The 18505-nt window shown below is 60.5% G+C and carries 17 protein-coding genes; 2 read left to right on the top strand and 15 right to left on the bottom strand.

Annotated elements, in window-relative coordinates; all coding sequences use genetic code 11:
- Positions 1-36: 36 nt before the first annotated feature.
- The 4 genes from CWM54_RS14460 to xseB are packed head-to-tail and all read right to left on the bottom strand — an operon-like array spanning position 37 to position 4095.
- Positions 37-1011 (bottom strand): aldo/keto reductase, encoded by a 975-nt coding sequence (locus CWM54_RS14460; protein WP_061155575.1) that lies wholly within the window; start codon positions 1009-1011, stop codon positions 37-39.
- Between the two features lie 59 nt (positions 1012-1070).
- A complete protein-coding gene (gene dxs, locus CWM54_RS14465; protein WP_100697568.1) occupies positions 1071-2933 on the bottom strand; it encodes a 1-deoxy-D-xylulose-5-phosphate synthase in 1863 nt (620 codons plus the stop codon).
- A gap of 18 nt (positions 2934-2951) precedes the next feature.
- Positions 2952-3851, bottom strand: a complete 900-nt coding sequence (gene ispA, locus CWM54_RS14470; RefSeq protein WP_061155573.1) for a (2E,6E)-farnesyl diphosphate synthase — start codon at positions 3849-3851, stop codon at positions 2952-2954.
- 1 nt (position 3852) lies between these two features.
- Positions 3853-4095, bottom strand: coding sequence for an exodeoxyribonuclease VII small subunit (gene xseB, locus CWM54_RS14475; RefSeq protein WP_002891398.1), 243 nt, complete (start codon positions 4093-4095; stop codon positions 3853-3855).
- Positions 4096-4276: 181 nt separating this feature from the next.
- Between xseB and thiI the strand changes: the two genes are divergently transcribed.
- A complete protein-coding gene (thiI, locus tag CWM54_RS14480; protein WP_061155572.1) occupies positions 4277-5725 on the top strand; it encodes a tRNA uracil 4-sulfurtransferase ThiI in 1449 nt (482 codons plus the stop codon).
- 70 nt (positions 5726-5795) lie between these two features.
- Here thiI and CWM54_RS14485 read toward each other — a convergent pair whose 3' ends face one another.
- The 3 genes from CWM54_RS14485 to panE are packed head-to-tail and all read right to left on the bottom strand — an operon-like array spanning position 5796 to position 7791.
- Entirely contained in the window at positions 5796-6272 is a 477-nt protein-coding gene (locus tag CWM54_RS14485; protein WP_100681340.1) for an SRPBCC family protein, read from the bottom strand.
- A 51-nt stretch (positions 6273-6323) separates the two neighbouring features.
- Positions 6324-6917, bottom strand: a complete 594-nt coding sequence (gene yajL / locus CWM54_RS14490) for a protein deglycase YajL (protein WP_100681339.1) — start codon at positions 6915-6917, stop codon at positions 6324-6326.
- A complete protein-coding gene (gene panE, locus CWM54_RS14495; protein WP_061155569.1) occupies positions 6880-7791 on the bottom strand; it encodes a 2-dehydropantoate 2-reductase in 912 nt (303 codons plus the stop codon). The genes yajL and panE overlap by 38 nt, the downstream gene beginning before the upstream one ends.
- A 217-nt stretch (positions 7792-8008) precedes the next feature.
- On the opposite strand from panE, the gene CWM54_RS14500 reads away from it, so the two are divergent.
- Positions 8009-8500: a YajQ family cyclic di-GMP-binding protein gene (locus CWM54_RS14500; RefSeq protein ID WP_061155568.1), complete on the top strand. Its 492-nt coding sequence runs from the start codon at positions 8009-8011 to the stop codon at positions 8498-8500.
- Positions 8501-8543: 43 nt separating this feature from the next.
- On the opposite strand, the gene CWM54_RS14505 is transcribed toward CWM54_RS14500, so the two are convergent.
- From CWM54_RS14505 to CWM54_RS14540, 8 genes are all read right to left on the bottom strand, one after another.
- Complete coding sequence (locus CWM54_RS14505) at positions 8544-9908, bottom strand: MFS transporter (protein ID WP_074386744.1); 1365 nt, start codon at positions 9906-9908, stop codon at positions 8544-8546.
- A gap of 159 nt (positions 9909-10067) precedes the next feature.
- The gene (locus CWM54_RS14510; RefSeq protein ID WP_008805388.1) at positions 10068-11246 is read right to left on the bottom strand and encodes a Gfo/Idh/MocA family protein; all 1179 of its coding nucleotides are present in this window, start codon (positions 11244-11246) and stop codon (positions 10068-10070) included.
- A 334-nt stretch (positions 11247-11580) separates the two neighbouring features.
- Positions 11581-12942, bottom strand: a complete 1362-nt coding sequence (locus CWM54_RS14515) for an MFS transporter (protein WP_100681337.1) — start codon at positions 12940-12942, stop codon at positions 11581-11583.
- Positions 12943-12952: 10 nt separating this feature from the next.
- On the bottom strand, positions 12953-13771 hold the full coding sequence (locus tag CWM54_RS14520) for a sugar phosphate isomerase/epimerase family protein (protein ID WP_100681336.1): 819 nt from the start codon (positions 13769-13771) through the stop codon (positions 12953-12955).
- Positions 13772-13833: 62 nt separating this feature from the next.
- A complete protein-coding gene (locus CWM54_RS14525; RefSeq protein WP_100697570.1) occupies positions 13834-15525 on the bottom strand; it encodes an FAD-dependent oxidoreductase in 1692 nt (563 codons plus the stop codon).
- Positions 15526-15535: 10 nt separating this feature from the next.
- The gene (locus CWM54_RS14530) at positions 15536-15856 is read right to left on the bottom strand and encodes an NIPSNAP family protein (RefSeq protein ID WP_004204812.1); all 321 of its coding nucleotides are present in this window, start codon (positions 15854-15856) and stop codon (positions 15536-15538) included.
- Positions 15857-15869: 13 nt separating this feature from the next.
- A complete protein-coding gene (locus CWM54_RS14535; RefSeq protein ID WP_100681334.1) occupies positions 15870-17546 on the bottom strand; it encodes an FAD-dependent oxidoreductase in 1677 nt (558 codons plus the stop codon).
- Positions 17543-18364, bottom strand: a complete 822-nt coding sequence (locus CWM54_RS14540; RefSeq protein WP_100681333.1) for a shikimate dehydrogenase family protein — start codon at positions 18362-18364, stop codon at positions 17543-17545. Before CWM54_RS14540 ends, CWM54_RS14535 begins: the two co-directional genes overlap by 4 nt.
- Between the last annotated feature and the right edge of the window lie 141 nt (positions 18365-18505).

Raw genomic sequence — 18505 nt, forward strand, 5'->3', positions numbered from 1 at the left:
CCCGGTAGCATCCTGCTGCCGGGGAAACCACACCTGTTACTTAAATCCCACCACTGGATGCGGCTGATACGGCGCCTCCAGCTTGTCGATCTGTTCCGGAGAAAGCGTCAAATCCACCGCCTGCAGCAGGTCGTCGAGCTGTTCCTGACGCGATGGACCGATAATCGGCGCGGCAACGCCGGGTTTGCTTAACAGCCAGGCGAGGGCGACCTGAGCGCGGCTGGCGTCGAGTTCTTCCGCCACGTCCGCGAGATTCCCGGCGATCTGCGCGTCGTTTTCTTCGCTGGTGCTGTAAAGCGTTTTGCCGAACTCATCCGAAACCAGCCGGGCGGTGGTCTCTCCCCAGGGGCGGGTCAGTCTGCCGCGCGCCAGCGGGCTCCACGGGATCACCGCCACGCCGTTGTGCTGACACAGCGGCAGCATCTCATTCTCTTCTTCCCGGTAAATCAGATTGTAGTGATCCTGCATGGTGACGAAGCGCGCCCAGCCGTTCTGCTGCTGGAGCGCCAGCGCCTGGGCAAACTGTCGGGCATGCATGGACGAGGCGCCGATATAGCGCGCTTTGCCGGCTTTCACCACCTCGTCCAGCGCTTCGAGGGTCTCTTCAATCGGGGTGGTATAGTCCCAGCGGTGGATCTGCAGCAGGTCGACATAGTCCATCCCGAGACGGCGCAGGCTGTCGTCGATGGAGCGCAGGATCTGCGCCCGGGAAAGCCCTTCCGCCAGATCGCCGACCTGGTGATACACCTTGGTGGCGACAACCACCTCGTCGCGGCGGGCAAAGTCGCGCAGGGCGCGGCCGACGATCTCTTCACTGCTGCCGTCGGAGTAGCTGTTTGCGGTATCGAAGAAGTTGATGCCGCCTTCAATGGCGTGCTGGATAAGCGGGCGGCTGCTCTCTTCCGGAAGCGTCCAGGCGTGTCTGCCGCGGTCCGGCTCGCCGAAGGTCATACAGCCGAGGCAGAGTCGGGAAACACGTAAGGCAGTATCACCGAGGGGGACATAGTGCATAGTGCGCTCCTGCTATTCATCAAGGGTATCCCTTAAGCATAGCAGGAGCAGGGGGGCAATTATGCCAGCCAATCGCGGATTTTGGCTTCAATACCGGCGGCATCGAGGCCAAGGTCGGCGCGGATCTCTTCCTGAGTGCCCTGAGGAATAAAATAATCCGGCAGGCCAATATTGAGCACCGGTACCACCCGGCGATGGGCCATCAGCACTTCGTTCACGCCGCTGCCGGCGCCGCCCATGATGGCGTTTTCCTCCAGCGTCACCAGCGCGTCGTGTTCGCCGGCCAACTGCAGGATCAGCGCCGTATCCAGCGGCTTCACAAAGCGCATATCCACGAGGGTAGCGTTGAGTTTATCCGCTACCGCCGCGGCTTCCGGCAGCAGGGTGCCGAAGTTGAGGATCGCCAGCTTCTCGCCCTGGCGTTTCACCACCCCTTTGCCGATCGGCAGCGATGCCAGCGGCTCCAGCGTCGCGCCGGTGCCACTGCCGCGCGGATAGCGCACGGCGCAGGGGCCGTCACTGTAGTGGTAGCCGGTGTACAGCATCTGGCGACATTCATTTTCATCGCTCGGGGTCATCACCACCATATCCGGAATACAGCGCAGGAAGGAGAGATCGAACGCCCCCTGATGCGTCTGGCCGTCTGCGCCGACAATCCCGGCGCGGTCGATAGCAAACAGCACCGGCAGTTTCTGGATAGCCACATCGTGGATCACCTGATCGTAGGCTCGCTGCAGGAAGGTGGAGTAGATCGCCACTACCGGCTTGTAGTCGCCAATCGCCAGCCCCGCGGCGAAGGTGACCGCATGCTGCTCGGCGATGGCGACGTCAAAGTACTGATCGGGGAATTTCTTCGAAAATTCCACCATGCCTGAACCTTCGCGCATCGCCGGGGTGATCGCCATCAGCTTGCTGTCTTTGGCCGCCGTCTCGCACAGCCAGTCGCCGAAGATTTTCGAGTAGGAAGGGAGACCGCCGCTGCTTTTGGGCAGTACGCCGCTGGTATGGTCGAATTTTGGCACCGCATGGAAGGTGATCGGGTCTTTCTCGGCGGGCTCATAGCCGCGGCCCTTTTTGGTCATAATATGCAGGAACTGCGGGCCTTTCAGGTCGCGCATGTTCTTCAGCGTGCTGACCAGACCGAGCACATCGTGGCCATCGACCGGCCCGATGTAGTTAAAGCCCAGCTCTTCAAACAGCGTCCCCGGTACCACCATCCCTTTGATATGTTCTTCGGTTCGTTTAAGCAGCTCTTTAATCGGCGGCACCCCGGAGAAGACCTTTTTGCCCCCTTCGCGCAGGGTGGAGTAGAGCTTACCGGAGAGCAACTGCGCCAGATGATTGTTCAGCGCGCCGACGTTCTCGGAAATCGACATTTCATTGTCATTCAGCACGACCAGCAGGTCGGGTTTGATATCCCCGGCGTGGTTCATCGCTTCAAACGCCATGCCGGCGGTGATCGCCCCGTCGCCAATCACGCACACTGCGCGCCGCTGCTTATCCTCTTTCGCGGCGGCGATAGCCACCCCGATACCGGCGGAAATGGAGGTGGAGGAGTGGCCGACGCTCAGCACGTCATACTCGCTTTCACCGCGCCACGGGAAGGGATGCAGGCCGCCTTTCTGGCGAATGGTGCCGATTTTGTCCCGGCGGCCGGTCAGAATTTTATGCGGGTAGGCCTGGTGGCCGACGTCCCAGATCAGGCGATCGAACGGCGTGTTATACACGTAGTGCAGCGCCACGGTCAGTTCCACCGTGCCGAGGCCAGAGGCAAAGTGACCGCTGGAGCGGCTGACGCTGTCCAGCAGATAGCGCCGCAGCTCATCACACAGCTTCGGCAGGCTCTCTTTTGGCAACAGGCGCAACTCCTGGGTGGAATCTACCAGCGCCAGGGTCGGGTATTTGGCAATATCAAAACTCATCAGAGACTCATTTATTGTTTATTTATCGCGCTGAATAATGTAATTCGCGAGCGCTTCCAGTGCCGAAGTATCCAGAGATTGTGCGGCCAGCTCATCTAACGACCGGCGGGCATCAGCGATCAGGTCGTGCGCTTTCTTCCGGGCTTGCTCAAGACCCAGGAGGGCGGGATAGGTGCTTTTACCCAATTGCTGGTCGGCACCCTGACGTTTGCCAAGGGTCGCAGTATCCCCTACCACGTCGAGAATGTCATCCTGGACCTGGAAGGCCAGGCCGATATTTTCCGCATAGCGATCCAGCGCGGGCAGGGCGGCGCGGCCGCGTTCGCCGGCACTCAGCGCCCCCATCCGGACGGCGGCGCGGATCAACGCCCCCGTTTTGTGGCGATGGATACGCTCCAGCGCCTGCAGATCCACCTGCTGTCCTTCCGCCTGCAGATCCAGCGCTTGGCCGCCGCACATACCCGCCACGCCGCTGGCCTGCGCCAGTTCGGAGACCATCGCCAGCCGGTCCCGGTCAGAGACGTCGACCATCGGCGCATCACTGAGTATAGAGAACGCCAGCGTTTGCAGGGCATCTCCCGCGAGAATTGCGTTGGCTTCGCCAAATTTAATATGACAGGTCGGCAGTCCGCGACGCAGATCGTCATCATCCATCGCCGGCAAATCATCATGCATCAGGGAATAAGCATGAATACATTCGACCGCAGCGGCGGGGGCATCGAGCGTGGTGCGGCTGACGCCGAACATCGCGCCGGTGGCATAGACAAGGAAGGGGCGCAGGCGTTTACCCCCTAAGAGTGCGCCATAATGCATCGCTTCCACCAGCGGAGTGTTCTGAAAGGGCTGCGGCGCGATAAAACGGCGCAATGCCCCATTAGCCTGTTCCACACAGGCCTGCAATTGTTGCGGGAAATCCATTTTATTCAGCGTCCGGCGTAAAAGGCGTGGTCGGGGAATCTTCACTATCCGCCAGCAGGATCTGCACGCGCTGTTCGGCTTTCTGCAACTGACTTTGCCCCTGGCGCGCCAGCTGTACGCCGCGTTCAAATTCGCTTAGCGCTTCCTCTAACGGCAAATCGCCGCTTTCCAGACGGTTAACGATCTGCTCCAGTTCGCCCAGAGCAGTTTCAAAGCTGGCCGGGGCCTCATTTTTCTTTGGCATAGTGAATGTAGACTCTTGTTATGTCGCGACGGCAATACCGGGTATGGTAACGAAGTCACGCGTGTAAGCAAATAACGCGCAATGGTGATATACTCCGCGCCCAGGATGCAGGCACCGGTGTGCGCTGCTTTACAACTTTTGCTTATAGCCCTGTCGGGCTTGCCAACGAACTATTGTCGCTATGAAGTTTATCATTAAATTGTTCCCGGAAATCACCATCAAAAGCCAATCTGTGCGGTTGCGCTTCATTAAAATCTTAACCGGGAACATTCGTAACGTTCTCAAAAACTATGACGAGACGCTGGCCGTCGTCCGTCATTGGGATCATATCGAAGTTCGCGCGAAAGATGAAAATCAGCGCCCGGCTATTCGCGATGCGTTGACCCGTATCCCCGGCATCCACCATATTCTGGAAGTCGAAGACGTACCGTTCACCTCGCTGCACGATATTTTTGAAAAGACGCTGCCGCTGTGGCGCGAGGCGTTGGAAGGCAAAACCTTCTGCGTGCGTGTGAAGCGTCGCGGTAAACATGAATTCACCTCAATTGAGGTGGAACGCTACGTCGGCGGCGGTCTGAATCAGCATATTGAAACGGCGCGCGTGAAGCTGACCGACCCGGACGTCACCGTCAATCTCGAGATTGAAAACGATCGCCTGCTGCTGGTGAAAGGCCGCTATGAAGGCATCGGCGGCTTCCCGATCGGCACCCAGGAAGATGTGCTGTCGCTGATTTCCGGCGGCTTTGACTCCGGCGTTTCCAGCTATATGCTGATGCGCCGCGGCTGCCGCGTGCACTACTGCTTCTTTAACCTTGGCGGCGCCGCCCATGAGATTGGCGTCCGCCAGGTCGCACATTACCTGTGGAACCGCTTCGGCAGCTCGCACCGCGTTCGCTTTGTGGCGATTAACTTTGAGCCCGTGGTCGGCGAAATCCTTGAAAAAGTGGACGACGGTCAGATGGGTGTCGTGCTCAAGCGCATGATGGTCCGCGCCGCGTCAAAAGTCGCGGAACGCTACGGCGTGCAGGCGCTGGTCACCGGCGAAGCGCTCGGTCAGGTCTCCAGTCAGACCCTCACTAACCTGCGCCTGATCGACAATGTCTCCGATACCCTGATCCTGCGTCCGCTGATTTCGCACGATAAAGAGCACATCATCGACCTGGCGCGTGAGATCGGTACGGAAGATTTCGCCCGCACCATGCCGGAATACTGTGGCGTGATCTCGAAGAGCCCGACCGTGAAGGCGGTGAAGGCGAAGATTGAAGCGGAAGAAGAACACTTCGATTTCAGCATCCTCGATAAAGTGGTGGAAGAGGCGAGCAATATCGACATTCGCGATATCGCCCAGCAGACGGAAGCCTCTGTGGTTGAAGTGGAAACCGTGACCGGCTTTGGCGCCAACGACGCGATCCTCGACATTCGCTCCATTGACGAGCAGGAAGACAAGCCGCTGAAGGTCGAGGGCGTTGAGGTCGTTTCGCTGCCGTTCTACAAGCTGAGCACCAAATTTGGCGATCTCGATCAGAGCAAAACCTGGCTGCTGTGGTGCGAGCGCGGGGTGATGAGCCGTCTGCAGGCGCTCTATCTGCGCGAGCAGGGCTTTAGCAACGTGAAAGTTTATCGCCCGTAACGGGTTGCCATCCATATTGAAAAAGGCCTTCCCCGATGGAAGGCCTTTTTGTCATCTCCGGGTCAGCGCATTAGCGCAGGGTCATCGCCAGGTCATTCAGCTGATCGATGACGATATTCCAGCCCTCAAAAAATCCCATCTGCTCATGCTGCTCGCGAGTTTCATCATCCGCATGCAGCACCGTGGCCGTATAGCGACATCCGTCTTTTTCGTCGGCAAAGGTGATGATGGTCGTCATGGCAAAAGGGGACACGGCAGGACGATAATCCGCCGTCAGCATCGAGGTCATGACGATTTTTTGTTGCGGGATGACCTCAAGAAAACAGCCAGGGTTATCGCTGCGTTCACCGTCAGGGCCGTGCATCACGGTGTGAAAAGCCCCGCCAGAGCGAAAATCAAAGGCCAGAACCTCAGTATACCAGGGCTTCGGGCACCACCAGGTTTTGAGTAATGCCGGGTCGGCCCACGCGCGCCACAGGGCAGAGGCTGGCGCGCTGAGCAGGCGGCTGATGACAAGATCGCGAGAATCGGTTGCGCTACGGGACATGCTACGACTCCTCAGGAAAAAGGGGAACCAGTCCGCGGCGCGGACCAGCTATCAGGCTTCGTAGTAATTATAGATGCCGGCGGCCATCACCAGCTGTGAGGCGACTTCATACGCTTTCTCGCGACCCACCAACAGGTCAATCATTTTCAGAGCGAAATCAATCGATGTCCCCGGCCCCTGGCTGGTTAACAGATTCACCCGTGGATCCCAGACCACCCGTTTATCCTGCCACTGGTCGGCGGGGATATGCTCCTTCAGCGCCGGAAAACCGGTCATGTTACCGATCGGGAATAGCTGATGGGGCACCAGCACAGTCGCCGGAGCGGCACAGATGGCGGCCACAATGCGGCCAGAGAGATGGAACTGTCGGACGGTTTCCACCAGCAACGGGCTGTCGCGGAAGCACTCTGCGCCCTTGATACCGCCCGGGAGGATGATGATATCGAAATCACCATCGGCCACCTCGACCAGCGGCGCATCCGCCAGCAGTTTGACGCCGCGCGAGCAGACGATGGTCAGGCCGCCGTCGCTGGCGACGCTGGCGGTGGTCACTTTCACTCCGCCGCGGACCAGCAGGTCGATGGTGGTGACCGCTTCGGTCTCTTCGCTACCAGGGGCGAGGCAAATCAGTGCCGACGCGCTCATATTCATTCTCCTTACGCTTGATCAGTTCAAATAAGCGGGCGTTTTCCGGTACGGCAACGCCGTGGGCGCGGGCGCGGTTGAGCAGAAAACCGGTGATGTAGTCGATCTCCGTGTGCCGCTGGGCGCGAATGTCCTGCAGCATGGATGAGATGTTTTCTGCTGTACTTTCAACGACCTGCCAGACATAAAATAGCAGGTTTTCCGCCGAGGTATGAATACCTTCGCGCTCCATCACCGCCGCCACTTCCTGACAAATGGCGGCAACCTCCTGCGGAGAGTGGCGCAGATCGCCGTTTTTACACCCTTTGAGGGCGGTCAGGGGATTAATGACGCAGTTCACCGCCAGCTTGCGCCAGGTGGCCGAGTAGATATGGTTGTGCCAGGCGACATCCGGCAGTACGCTTTGCAGGACTTCCGCGAGATAGCTGTAGTCCTCCTCGTAGCTTTTCGCCGGACCGATATGGGTGGTGCCCTGGGCGACGTGGATGATCACGTTCCCGTCGCGACGCGCTGCCTGGGTGGTGGAGGCCAGCAGCAAAGGCTGTTTCACGCCGCGCAGCTCCTCGACGGTGCCCATGCCGTTATGCACCAGCACAATTGGCGTGGTGACCGGCAGGATCCCGGCCAGGTGCTTCACTGCATTCGACACCTGCCAGGCCTTTAAGGTGACGATCAGCAGCTCGCTGCTGGCGAGAAAATCGGGGTCGTTGGCCGTCAGCGACTCGTTGAACACCGAGCCGTCGGTTTCAATGACATTGACGCTACAGAATGGCTGCGGTACGCGTAGCCAGCCCTGGACTTCATGTCCCTGTTTGCACAACGCGGTCAGCCATAGTTGTCCCAGTGCACCGCATCCCAGTACGGTTACTTTCATTGTTCCTCCTCATCTGCCGCTACCCCAGGCGCTGATGGCTAAAGTATATCTCGTCGCTTTTCGCATTGTCGGACGGAAAGGGGGATTCGGCGTCGTCGGGCAGCACGGGGAAATAGCGCGAGCGTTGCGTAATCAGCTAAGCTTCCGGGATAACAAGTTGAGTTATGCCGCGTTGCAGGTATTATGCAACGCAAAAGAAACGGAAGGAGAGGAAAAGATGCCATCTTTCGATATTGTCTCTGAAGTTGATCTTCAGGAAGCCCGTAACGCGGTGGACAACGCGAGCCGCGAAGTCGAGTCGCGTTTTGATTTTCGTGGCGTTGAAGCCACTTTTGAATTAAACGACGCCAACAAAACCATAAAAGTACTGAGTGAGTCTGACTTCCAGGTGAACCAGCTGCTGGATATCCTGCGCGCCAAGCTGCTCAAGCGCGGCATTGAAGGCACCTCCCTCGACGTGCCGGAAGATATCGTGCACAGCGGTAAAACCTGGTTTGTTGAAGCGAAGCTGAAGCAGGGCATTGAAAGCGCAGTGCAGAAGAAGCTCGTCAAACTGATCAAAGACAGCAAGCTGAAAGTGCAGGCGCAGATTCAGGGCGAAGAGATCCGCGTGACCGGTAAGTCCCGCGACGATCTGCAGTCGGTGATGGCGCTGGTGCGCGGTGGCGATCTGGGGCAGCCGTTCCAGTTCAAAAACTTCCGCGACTAACGCGGCGGACAGACAGCAAAAAGCGGGGATTTCCCCGCTTTTTTTATACCCCTTTGATGAGCTGCTCTATCTCGAAGCGGTTGGTGACCTTGCTGTCGATTTTGATATACACCGAGCGCTCCTCAGGCACCACCAGCGCCTGCTGAACCCCGCTGGCGTTCAGCAGGCGCGTCTGTAGCGCGCTGTCGACCACCACGCCGTCCGGCACTTCCACCCGCAGGCTGCTGACGTACGGCGGCTCGCTCATGGTACTGGCCACCAGCAGCCACAGCATTGCCAGCAGGGCGCCCAGCAGAAAGACCGTTTGCGAATCAAAGAAACCATCGACCCAGCCGCCAAGGGCGCCGCCAATCGCCACGCCGAGGAACTGGCTGGTGGAGTAGATGCCCATTGCGGTGCCTTTATAGCCTGCCGGCGACTCCTTGCTAATTAACGATGGCAGCAGCGCTTCCAGCAGGTTAAAGGCCAGGAAGAAGAGCTGTACGCCCGCCACCAGCTCCCAGAAGTAGCCCCCGGCGCCCCAGAGAACAATTTCCGCAATCAGCAGGATGGCGACGCAGAGCAGGAAGACGCGCTTCATTTTGCGCTTCACTTCGGCATAGATGATAAACGGCACCACCGAGATGAACGAGATAACCATGGTGACCAGGTAAATCTTCCAGTGCTCGGCGGCCGGGAAGCCAGCAGCCTCCAGTTGGCCGGGCAGCGCGACAAAGGTCGACATCAGCATGATGTGCAGGCACATGATGCCAAAGTTGAGCTTCAGCAGGCGTGGTTCCACCAGTACTTTGCTAAAACAGCCCTTCACCATCCCGGATTCGCGGTTGAGCACGTGATTATGGCTGTTGGGCACCACCCACAGGGTGAGCAGGATGCCGACGGTCGCCAGAATGGCGATCATCCAGAACAGGGCGTGCAGACCCAACTGGTGGGTGACAATCGGCCCCAGCACCATGGCGATGGCGAAAGTGACGCCGAAGCTGACGCCGATAAAGGCCATGGCTTTGGTGCGGTTCTGTTCACGAGTGAGATCGGACAGCAAGGCCATGACCGCGGCGGCGATGGCGCCGGAGCCCTGCAGGGCGCGGCCAAGAATGATGCCCCAGATAGAGTCGGTGAGCGCGGCGATGACGCTGCCGAGTACAAAGATGAGCAGGCCGCCGACGATCAGCGGCTTACGGCCAATACGGTCAGATAACAGTCCGAAGGGGATTTGGAAAACCGCCTGCGCCAGGCCGTAGATACCGATCGCCAGGCCAATCAGCGCTTCACTGGCGCCCTGCAACGCCATGCCATACGTGGTCAGAACCGGCAGGACCATAAACATGCCAAGCATGCGTAGGGAGAATACCGTCCCCAAACCCCAGGTCGCGCGCAGTTCCCCTGGCGTCATTTTGTTATCGTTCATTACCACCTCAATATAAAAACTGCGCCTAGTGTAGCGGCGGGGGGTAAGAAGCGTAAATAAATGTTTGTTTAACAGATATTACGGGGCTGTTGCGCGATGAGACAAGTTGGTAAAAATCAATAAACCAGTGGAGGGGGACTCCACTGGCGAGGGGGAAAATTAAGGTAAAGTAAAGTCAACCCACTGGCTGCCAGCGTCAGCCGATTTGACGCACTGTTCGACCCAATAGACGCCGTGCAGCCCGGCTTCGACGTCCGGATACCAGAAGTCTTGCAGGAAGGCGCGATCGTCACGGTCCGTGGCGTCAATCGCCTGCGCATAGCGGCGATAGAGGTTGGCCCAGGCTTCGAACAGCCCTTCCGGATGGCCGCCGCCGATGCGGTCATCCGCCAGCGCGTTCGGCGACAGGTAGGGCATCCCGCGCTCCAGAATCCGCGCCGGCTCGCCCTGCACCTCATAGCTGAGCTGGTTAGGATGCTCATCCCACCATTCGATACTCGCTTTTTCGCCGACGATACGCACTTTTTGCGAGTGCATGGCGCCGCTGTTGACGGCGCTGGTCCACATCGAGCCAACCGCGCCGTTGTCATATTCCATCAGGACAAAGGCGTTATCTTCCAGCGGCGCGCGGGAGGGGACAAAGCTCTGGCGGGAGCACATCAGCCGTTTGATATTGAGCTGCGGCGCCATGGTTTCGGCGACAAACAGCGGATGGGTGGCCAGATCGCCCAGCACATAGCTGGGCCCGGCAAACTTCGGCGTCACGCGCCAGCGGGTGGATTCTGCCTGCAGCTCGACGGCCTGGTTATGAAAGCCGTGAGCGAACTGCATATTAACGATGCGGATCTCGCCGAGCAGCCCATCGGCAATCATCTGCCGCGCCTGCTGGATCATCTGATAGCCGGCATAGCCGTAGGTGACGCCGACGATTTTGTTCTGTTTTTTGCTCAGGTCCACCAGCTCGCGTGCTTCTTCGGCGCTAAAGCAGAGGGGTTTTTCACAGATGACGTGGAGGCCCGCTTCCAGTGCCGCTTTGGTGATAGCGAAATGGGTATTGTTCGGGGTGGTGACCGAGACAACCTCGATCCCGTCAGGGCGCTGCGCCTCTTCACGAAACAGGGTCTGGTAGTCGGCGTAGCAGCGCTCCGGCGCGATGCCCAGTTGCTCACCGAACGCGCGCCCGCGTTCGGCATCGACGTCAAGCGCGCCGGCCAGCAGGGTATAAACATTGTCACGCAGCGCTGCACAGCGGTGGCTGTAGCCGATCTGACTGGTGCCCCCGCCGCCGACCATGCCCCAACGCAGGGAGCGGGATAAGGGTTTCAGGCCGTTTAACATGGTGCTCTCCTTTTTGAAATCATTCACACTCTGAGGCGCTCAATGCCGACGCCTGCGGCAACGCGCATCCGGATAGACTGACTTAAACTTAAGGAAATATTTGTTCTGTTTCAATTGCCATATGGAATTTATTTTCCATATATGCGAGGGGGATCGAATTAACGAAAGTTTCTTTTGGGCTGCGTTGAAAAGGTGAGTGAGGGATTATCGCCCCCGTGGCAGACCAGGTTGTTGTGGGTGGCTTTTCGTTTTGGATAAATATGAAATAAATTTTCTTCTTTTAGCCGCTGAGCCCGGTGCAATCCGCAGATTGCACCGGAGGGAGAATACAGCATTACGCTCCGCGCGCAGACGCAGGGGCAGGTGAAGCGGCGGCGGGGCTACCGGCCGCAAAGATGCCTTTCGCCGCCAGGCCTGCGACGGTGAGGGCTGCCGGAATACCGAGGATCAAAAAGACGCTTTCAAAGGGCAGGTTGAGCGCCATCATCTCGGCGCCGGCAAAGGCGCTGAGAATGGCGCCGATGCGCCCGACGCCATGCATCCAGCTGGATCCCGTCGCTCGCGCCTGCGTAGGATAGTAGCGGGCGGAGAGCGCGTTCATGCCGGTATTGGCGCCGTTCAGGCAGGCGCCGCTGATAAACGCCAGCATACAGAGCAGGGCAAAGCTGCCCGCGGCGTAGCCCATCGCCATGGTGAACAGGCCGCCAACGGCGTAGATCATCCCCAGCGCGCGATGGGGGTTGATCCTGTCCATCAGCCAGCCGGCAAATAGCGAGCCGAGGGTGCCGCCCGCCTGGTAGATCGCTGTCATGATGGCCGCCTGGCTAACGGTCATTCCCACCTCTTTAACCAGCGTTGGCAGCCAGCTACCGAGGATATAGACCAGGAACAGCCCCATAAAGTAGACCAGCCATAGCATCAGTGAGCCGAAGCCGTACTGGCGGGAGAGCACAATACGCATCGCGTTGCCGGCCGCCGGCTGCGCCGGCAGGATAAACGTCACGTTGTCGCTGATTTGTCCGGGATAGAGACGGTTAAGAATGGCGCGGATGCGCGCCGCTGGCGCTTGTTTGATCACCAGAAAACGAACTGACTCCGGCAACCGCCAGATAAGCAGGGGGGCAAACAGCAGCGGCAGAATGCCGCCGAGCGCCATCAGCGAGTGCCAGCCAAACTGCGGGATCAGCCACGATGCCGAGAATCCTCCTGCCGCCGCACCGAAGGTGAAGCCGCAAAAGATGACGGTAATAATAAATGAACGCTGGCGTTCCGGGGCGTACTCCGACACCAGCGTCCCGATGTTTGGCATCGCGGCGCCCAGCCCGAGTCCGGTCATAAAGCGGAAGAACATCATCTGCTCAATGTTGTGCGAGAAGGCGGTGGCGATGGTCCAGAAGCCGAAGAAAAAGACGCTATTGATAATGATTTTCTTGCGCCCCAGCCAGTCGGCGAGCGGGCCAGAGAAAATCGCCCCCAGCGCGAGGCCGATCAGCGCGGCGCTGATCACCAGGCCCAACTGGTGGTTGCTGACTCCCCATTCCAGCTTTAGCGTCGGGGCGATAAACCCCATGATTGCGATATCAAAACCATCAAGAGCGATAACGCAAAAACCGAGAAAAATGATCTGCTTTTGAAAGCGGCTCAGCGGGTTACGGTTAATTAACTCTCTGACATCCAGGCGTTGAGTCTGTGTCATAGCGTATTCCTTATGCGCAGGAGCGCAGGTAGGGCTGCGCGGCATTGAACAGTAATTGTGCCCGCTGGAGGGGCGGCAGGGCGCCCTGCTCACCGTCGAGCGGCACTTCGAGGGAGACCGGCAGTGTCGCCGGCAGTGCCGACATCAGACCGTGCAGATCCAGACCGCCTTCCCCCGGCACGTTGCGCGCCGAGCGGGCCTGGCGGATGAGTTCCTGCTCGCTCTCCGGCCTCTGCGCCGCGCCATCGCAGAGTTGCATATAGTTGAGATGATGCGCGGGCAGGCTGGAGAGGGCGGCGAGCGATTCTCCTGCGCGCCAGAAATGAAGGGCGTCCACCAGGATACCGATATCTTCCCGCCCGCTGGCGGCGATCAGCGCCTGCGCATCGGCGATAGTGCGCAACTGGGTCCAGGGCATCGGCTCAAGGTTCATGGTCAGCCCATAGGGGCGACTGGCCGCGGCGAGGATGGCCAGGTTGTCGGCGCTACGCTGAAGGTTGTCGTCATTGCCGGCGACCAGCACCTGTCCGGCGCCAAGACGCGCCGCAGTCTCCATAAACCGCTGCAGCCGATCGTCGAGCGTAAATCCGGGGGTCAGGCGGACGATCTCTACGTCCGACACGCGGATGCCGGTTTCCATCAGCGCGGCCAGCGTCGCGCGCACGGCCGGGGTATCGCCCAGCATGTCGTAGTTCGGATCGGCCGGTGTGGCGGGAAGCAGCCGCAGACCAACGTGGGTAAAACCGGTTCTGGCCGCTATCCGCACCTGTTCGGGAGGAGGGACATCGAGCAGGGTCAGCGCGGCGAGCGATAGGGTACGCATGTTCATAAAGGGCTCCGGTACAGTTGCAGGTGAGGATAGTTATGGGTATTGCCGTCCCTGGTTGTTTTTTATTGTTTTGTTTTTATTACGTTTGCCGCCAGATTTTTGCCTACCAGATAGCCGAAGGTCATGGCCGGCCCGAGGGTGATCCCTCCGCTGGGGTAATAGCCGCGCATCACGCTCGACATGTCGTTGCCGATGGCGAACAGGCCCGGTATCGGCTGCTGCTGTTCATCCAGCACCCGGGCGTGTTCGTCGGTTTGCAATCCGCTGAAGGTGCCCAGCGAGCCGGGCAGAATGCGCACCGCGTAGAACGGCCCTTCGCGCAGCGGTCCGAGCGTCACCTGATGGTCACCCTGGGCGCGGTTATAGGCTGATGCCCCGCGGTGAAAATCGACGTCTTCGCCAGTGCTGGCGAAGTGGTTAAAGCGTTCAACGGTTTCCGCCAGCGCATTGGCGTCGATGGCGCACTGCTTCGCCAGCTCACCCAGCGTGTTTCCCCGCTGCAGATAACCGGTACGCAGCCAGGCGGTGGGGGGGAAGGGGAACGGTCTGGCATGGCCCAGGCCGTAGCGACGCAGCGCGCGACGATCGGCCAGCAGCCAGGCCTGCGGCGTGTCGCCCGCGGGTGTGGCCGCCAGCAGGGCGGCGATAAAGTCATGATAAGAGTCGGCCTCGTTAACAAAGCGTTTGCCGTTGGGCAGGATGGCGATTACCCCGGGCTTGGCGCGTTCCACCAGATGGGGAAACATCAGCTGCTGACCGCTGGCCAGGGTGACGCGGGACACTGGAGCCCAGGCCAGCGGGTGACGCAGGCGGGTGTCGAACTGGCCGCCGACGGATTCGCCAAGCCTGATCCCCTCGCCCTGATTGTCCGGCGGTGCGGCGGAAAAATGGCCGTAACCCTCCGCTGCGTGGGGCACCACCTGCGCCAGCCGCTGCCGATCGTGGGGAAAACCGCCGCAGGCCAGCACCACGGCACCTGCTTCGACGTGAATCTCCCCACCGTCGCTGCGCAGCACCGCGCCGGACACGCCCTGCGGCCCCTGCAGTAGCCGGACCACCGGGGCATTAAGCTGAAAACGCACCCCGGCGTCGAGGGCGGAACGCAGCAGACGGGCGACCAGCGCATTGCCATTGACCAGATGCTGCCCTCGTCCGGCGCGCAGCCGCTGCCAGCCGTGGCGCAGCAGGCGGCGGACGGCATACAGCGCGGAGCGCGGCGAGCGGGTGGCATTGAAAAAATGCGCCATATCCGCGCCGCCGGCGATGCCCATCCCGGCAAGGCTGATGGTCTCCAGCGGCGGACGCAGTCGGTGGAGCCAGTCGCCGAGCTGACGGCCATCGTAGGGCTGAGCGGTGACCGACCGCCCACCGCTCGCCGCACCCGGCGACGCGTGAAAGTCCGGCATGGTACTGCCCGAGAGAAACTGCACCGCCGTCCTGTGATGGAAAAAATCCACCATCTCCGGCCCGTGGCGCAGGAAGGTCTGCAGGCGAACGTCGGCGGCTTCGCCCCCCATCTCATGCTGCAGATAGGTCAGCGGCGCGTCGGCCGCTTCGTCGATGCCCTCCGCCCGCGCCAGCGGGTTGCGGGGGATCCACAGCCAGCCGCCGGACCAGGCGCTGGTCCCGCCGAGCACCGACGCTTTCTCCGCCACCATGACGCTGGCGCCGTGCATGGCCGCGGTGACCGCGGCAGAGAGTCCCGCCGCGCCGGAGCCGACCACCAGCACATCCACCTTCACAGGCCCGCTCATGATGGACTCCTTACTGCAATGGTGAAAAAGCGGTGGGGCGCATCAGCACCGACTCCAGGCGTTCAACGGCGGCCAGTTCGCGATTTTTCCGCGAAAAGGTCTGCCAGCGTTCGTCCTGCGCCATTCGCGCGCGGCGCACCAGGCGATCGTCCAGGCTTTCATAAGCCCAGATGTGCACCACCTGATTGACCACGCCGATCTCGGTAAAAAAGAAGCCGATCAGTTTGCCGAGATGGTCGGTCTGCACCGCCAGGGCATCGCTTTGGTATAGCGCCAGCCAGTCGGCCATTTTCAGCGGATTGATGGTGTACGTGCGTTTTTCGTAGATCATGATGTTTTCCTGATTAGTGGGGGGAGTGTTGTGCCAGATGGCAGCCGGCGAGGTAGCCAAACGTCAGCCCCGGGCCGAGGGTGATGCCGGGACCCGGGTAGGTGCCGGCCATCAGCGAATCCATGTCATTTCCCACCGCGTACAGCCCCGCGATAGGGTTTCCTTCCGCGTTGACGACCTGTGCATCGGCGGTGGTGACCAGGCCCCGCGACGTCCCCAGATCGCCGGTATAGAGTTTGATGGCATAGAACGGCGCGCTGAGCAGGGGGGCGTTACAGGCGTCAGGCTGATGACCTGGATCGCCCATCGCCCGGTTATAGCTGTTACCGCCTTTAGCAAATTCCCGATCCACGCCCTGCGCGGCGTCGCGGTTGTAGCGGGCAACCGTCTCGCTCAGCGTTTGGGCATCCAGACCAAGCTGTTGCGCCAGCGTCTCCAGGGTGTCGGCTTTGTACAGATAGCCGGCGGCGACCAGGGCGTCATTGTTGACCGGCGCCGGGCGCGCCAGCCCGAGGCCGTAACGCTTCATCGCCTGGGCGTCGCAGAGTAAAAAGCAGGGGGCATTTTCCGCAGCGCGCTGCATCGCGCTGGCGAAATGGTGATAGGAGTTAGACTCGTTGACGAAGCGTACCGCCCGCTGATTGACGGCAATCACGCCCGGTTTGGCCCGGTCGGTCACCAGATGGGGAAAGCGCTCCTCGCTGCCATCGGCACGGGTCAGCACTGATACAGGCGCCCAGAAAAAATTGGATTGCCGATCGGCTCCCTCGCGAGCGTTAAGCGCCGCCGCGAGACGTAGCGCGGCGCCATCGTTGGCCGGCGGTGACATGGTGAAGTGCTCGCGGGTGTGCGGCCGATAGCGCGCCGCCAGCGCGCCCGCGGCAAAGCCGCCAGCGGCCAGCACCACCCCGCGGCGGGCGTGCAGCGTCTCTTTTTGCCCCTGATACTCAATCTCCACCCCGGTGACCGCGCCTTGCGCTTCGCACAGCGCCAGAACATTGACATTCAGCCGCAGGTTCATGCCTTTACGCAGCGCCGTTGTCGCCATGCGGGCTATCAGCGCATTGCCCATCGCCAGGCGGGTGCCGCGAGGGTACTTCACCCGGTCGCGAGCGTAGCGCAGCAGCAGCCGGGTGCAATGGGCCAGGGAGCGCAGCGAGCGACGCATGTCGAGAAAATGTTGAATATCGACGCGGTTGACCATCATCCCGCCAAAGAGCAGCATCCCCGGCGGCGGCGAACGCAGGTCGCGAAACGCGTCACCCAGTTCACGGCCGTCATACTCCACCACCTCCAGCGCCCGACCGACGTCGACCGCGCCGGGTTCATCCGGATAGTAATCAGGTGAGAGCGGGCGCAGGCTGTATTTCACCGCCCCCTCGCGCTCCAGAAAGGAGAGCGCCTCCCGCCCGGCGCTGACAAACGCCTCGGCGATATCGTCCCGATAGTGGGCCTCGCCGATAATGGTCCGCAGATAGGTTTTGATCGCCTCGGTGCTGCCGCTTTTGCCCAGGGCGCGAGCCTGATCGGTATCGTGCAGCCACACGGCGCCGCCGGAAATGGCCGAGGTGCCGCCGAACTGGCCGGCTTTCTCCAGCATCAGCACCGACAGCCCTTTGCAGCTGGCGGTGACCGCGGCGGCAAAGCCAGCGGCACCGCTGCCGATGACGATCACATCCCAGCTCTTCATGCTGCCGCTCCCTGCGCCTGCGGGATGGCGCCGATAAACTGGCCCATCAGCGTCATCTGCGCCAGCGCCATTTCCGGCCCGGTCTGCACCCGACAGCCGCGAGCGGCGGCGAAAGTGAGCAACGGCGTCATCACCGGGGCGGTGACAACGTCAGCCACGTGGGTAGCGCTGTCGAGCGTATCCAGCAGCGCCTGCGGCAGGGGCAGCTCATCAAATCCGGCCATGCCCGCCGGCGAGCCATTAACCAGCAGATCGACGCCATGAAGGGTGTCCGGCAGCGCGCTCAGTTGCACCGCCGGAAAGGCCTCGGCAAGGAGATCGTGCAGGCGTTGCCGGGTGGCCGGGTTTTGATCGTGCAGGGCCAACTGACGGATCCCCGCCTCGCACAGTCCCCAGGCGATGGCGCTGCCGACGCCGCCGCACCCGGAGAGTAGCGCCTGTTTTCCTGCTGGCTGAAAACCCTGCGCTTCGGCGGCGAGCTGAAAGCCGACGCCGTCCAGCATATCGCCCTGTAACCGGCCATCCGCCAGCTTGCGGATCACATTGATGGCGTTGAGTCGGCGCGCGCGCGGTGTGAGCTCGTCGACCAGCGCGGCGGCGCGCTGCTTATGCGGCACTGTCACCAGCACGCCGGCCATGTTCTGCCAGCCGCGCAAGGCGTTGAGGTAGGCGGCCACCGCTTCCGGGGCGATATCCACCGGGATCATGACACTGTCCATGTGCTGTTCAGCAAAGTAGCGGTTGAAGTTATCCGGTGATTTCACCTGGGCGATCGGATGACCAATCACGGCGACAACCTGGGTAGTTCCACTGACCATTTCAAACCTCATTTGTTAAATGAATGTTGTGAAAGTATTTCAGTAGAAGCTGAGAGCGACAACGCAGAATTCGGACATGTCGGTTGTTAATCGCACGATCGCTGCGATAATCGCAGGAAATCGATAATGATGTTGCAAAAA

This window comes from Klebsiella sp. D-Nf1, from assembly GCF_002810515.1.
In the GTDB taxonomy this organism is placed as follows: Bacteria; Pseudomonadota; Gammaproteobacteria; order Enterobacterales; family Enterobacteriaceae; genus Klebsiella; species Klebsiella variicola.

Bases quoted from the DNA above. Each gene is read 5' to 3' on its own strand.
- CWM54_RS14540 (WP_100681333.1), bottom strand. From the start codon at position 18,364: ATGGTCAGTGGAACTACCCAGGTTGTCGCCGTGATTGGTCATCCGATC.
- CWM54_RS14535 (WP_100681334.1), bottom strand. From the start codon at position 17,546: ATGAAGAGCTGGGATGTGATCGTCATCGGCAGCGGTGCCGCTGGCTTT.
- yajL (WP_100681339.1), bottom strand. From the start codon at position 6,917: ATGAGCGCGTCGGCACTGATTTGCCTCGCCCCTGGTAGCGAAGAGACC.
- ispA (WP_061155573.1), bottom strand. From the start codon at position 3,851: ATGGATTTCCCGCAACAATTGCAGGCCTGTGTGGAACAGGCTAATGGG.
- xseB (WP_002891398.1), bottom strand. From the start codon at position 4,095: ATGCCAAAGAAAAATGAGGCCCCGGCCAGCTTTGAAACTGCTCTGGGC.
- CWM54_RS14460 (WP_061155575.1), bottom strand. From the start codon at position 1,011: ATGCACTATGTCCCCCTCGGTGATACTGCCTTACGTGTTTCCCGACTC.
- CWM54_RS14515 (WP_100681337.1), bottom strand. From the start codon at position 12,942: ATGACACAGACTCAACGCCTGGATGTCAGAGAGTTAATTAACCGTAAC.
- panE (WP_061155569.1), bottom strand. From the start codon at position 7,791: ATGAAAGTAACCGTACTGGGATGCGGTGCACTGGGACAACTATGGCTG.
- CWM54_RS14505 (WP_074386744.1), bottom strand. From the start codon at position 9,908: ATGAACGATAACAAAATGACGCCAGGGGAACTGCGCGCGACCTGGGGT.
- thiI (WP_061155572.1), top strand. From the start codon at position 4,277: ATGAAGTTTATCATTAAATTGTTCCCGGAAATCACCATCAAAAGCCAA.
- CWM54_RS14520 (WP_100681336.1), bottom strand. From the start codon at position 13,771: ATGAACATGCGTACCCTATCGCTCGCCGCGCTGACCCTGCTCGATGTC.
- CWM54_RS14510 (WP_008805388.1), bottom strand. From the start codon at position 11,246: ATGTTAAACGGCCTGAAACCCTTATCCCGCTCCCTGCGTTGGGGCATG.
- CWM54_RS14530 (WP_004204812.1), bottom strand. From the start codon at position 15,856: ATGATCTACGAAAAACGCACGTACACCATCAATCCGCTGAAAATGGCC.
- dxs (WP_100697568.1), bottom strand. From the start codon at position 2,933: ATGAGTTTTGATATTGCCAAATACCCGACCCTGGCGCTGGTAGATTCC.
- CWM54_RS14485 (WP_100681340.1), bottom strand. From the start codon at position 6,272: ATGTCCCGTAGCGCAACCGATTCTCGCGATCTTGTCATCAGCCGCCTG.
- CWM54_RS14500 (WP_061155568.1), top strand. From the start codon at position 8,009: ATGCCATCTTTCGATATTGTCTCTGAAGTTGATCTTCAGGAAGCCCGT.
- CWM54_RS14525 (WP_100697570.1), bottom strand. From the start codon at position 15,525: ATGAGCGGGCCTGTGAAGGTGGATGTGCTGGTGGTCGGCTCCGGCGCG.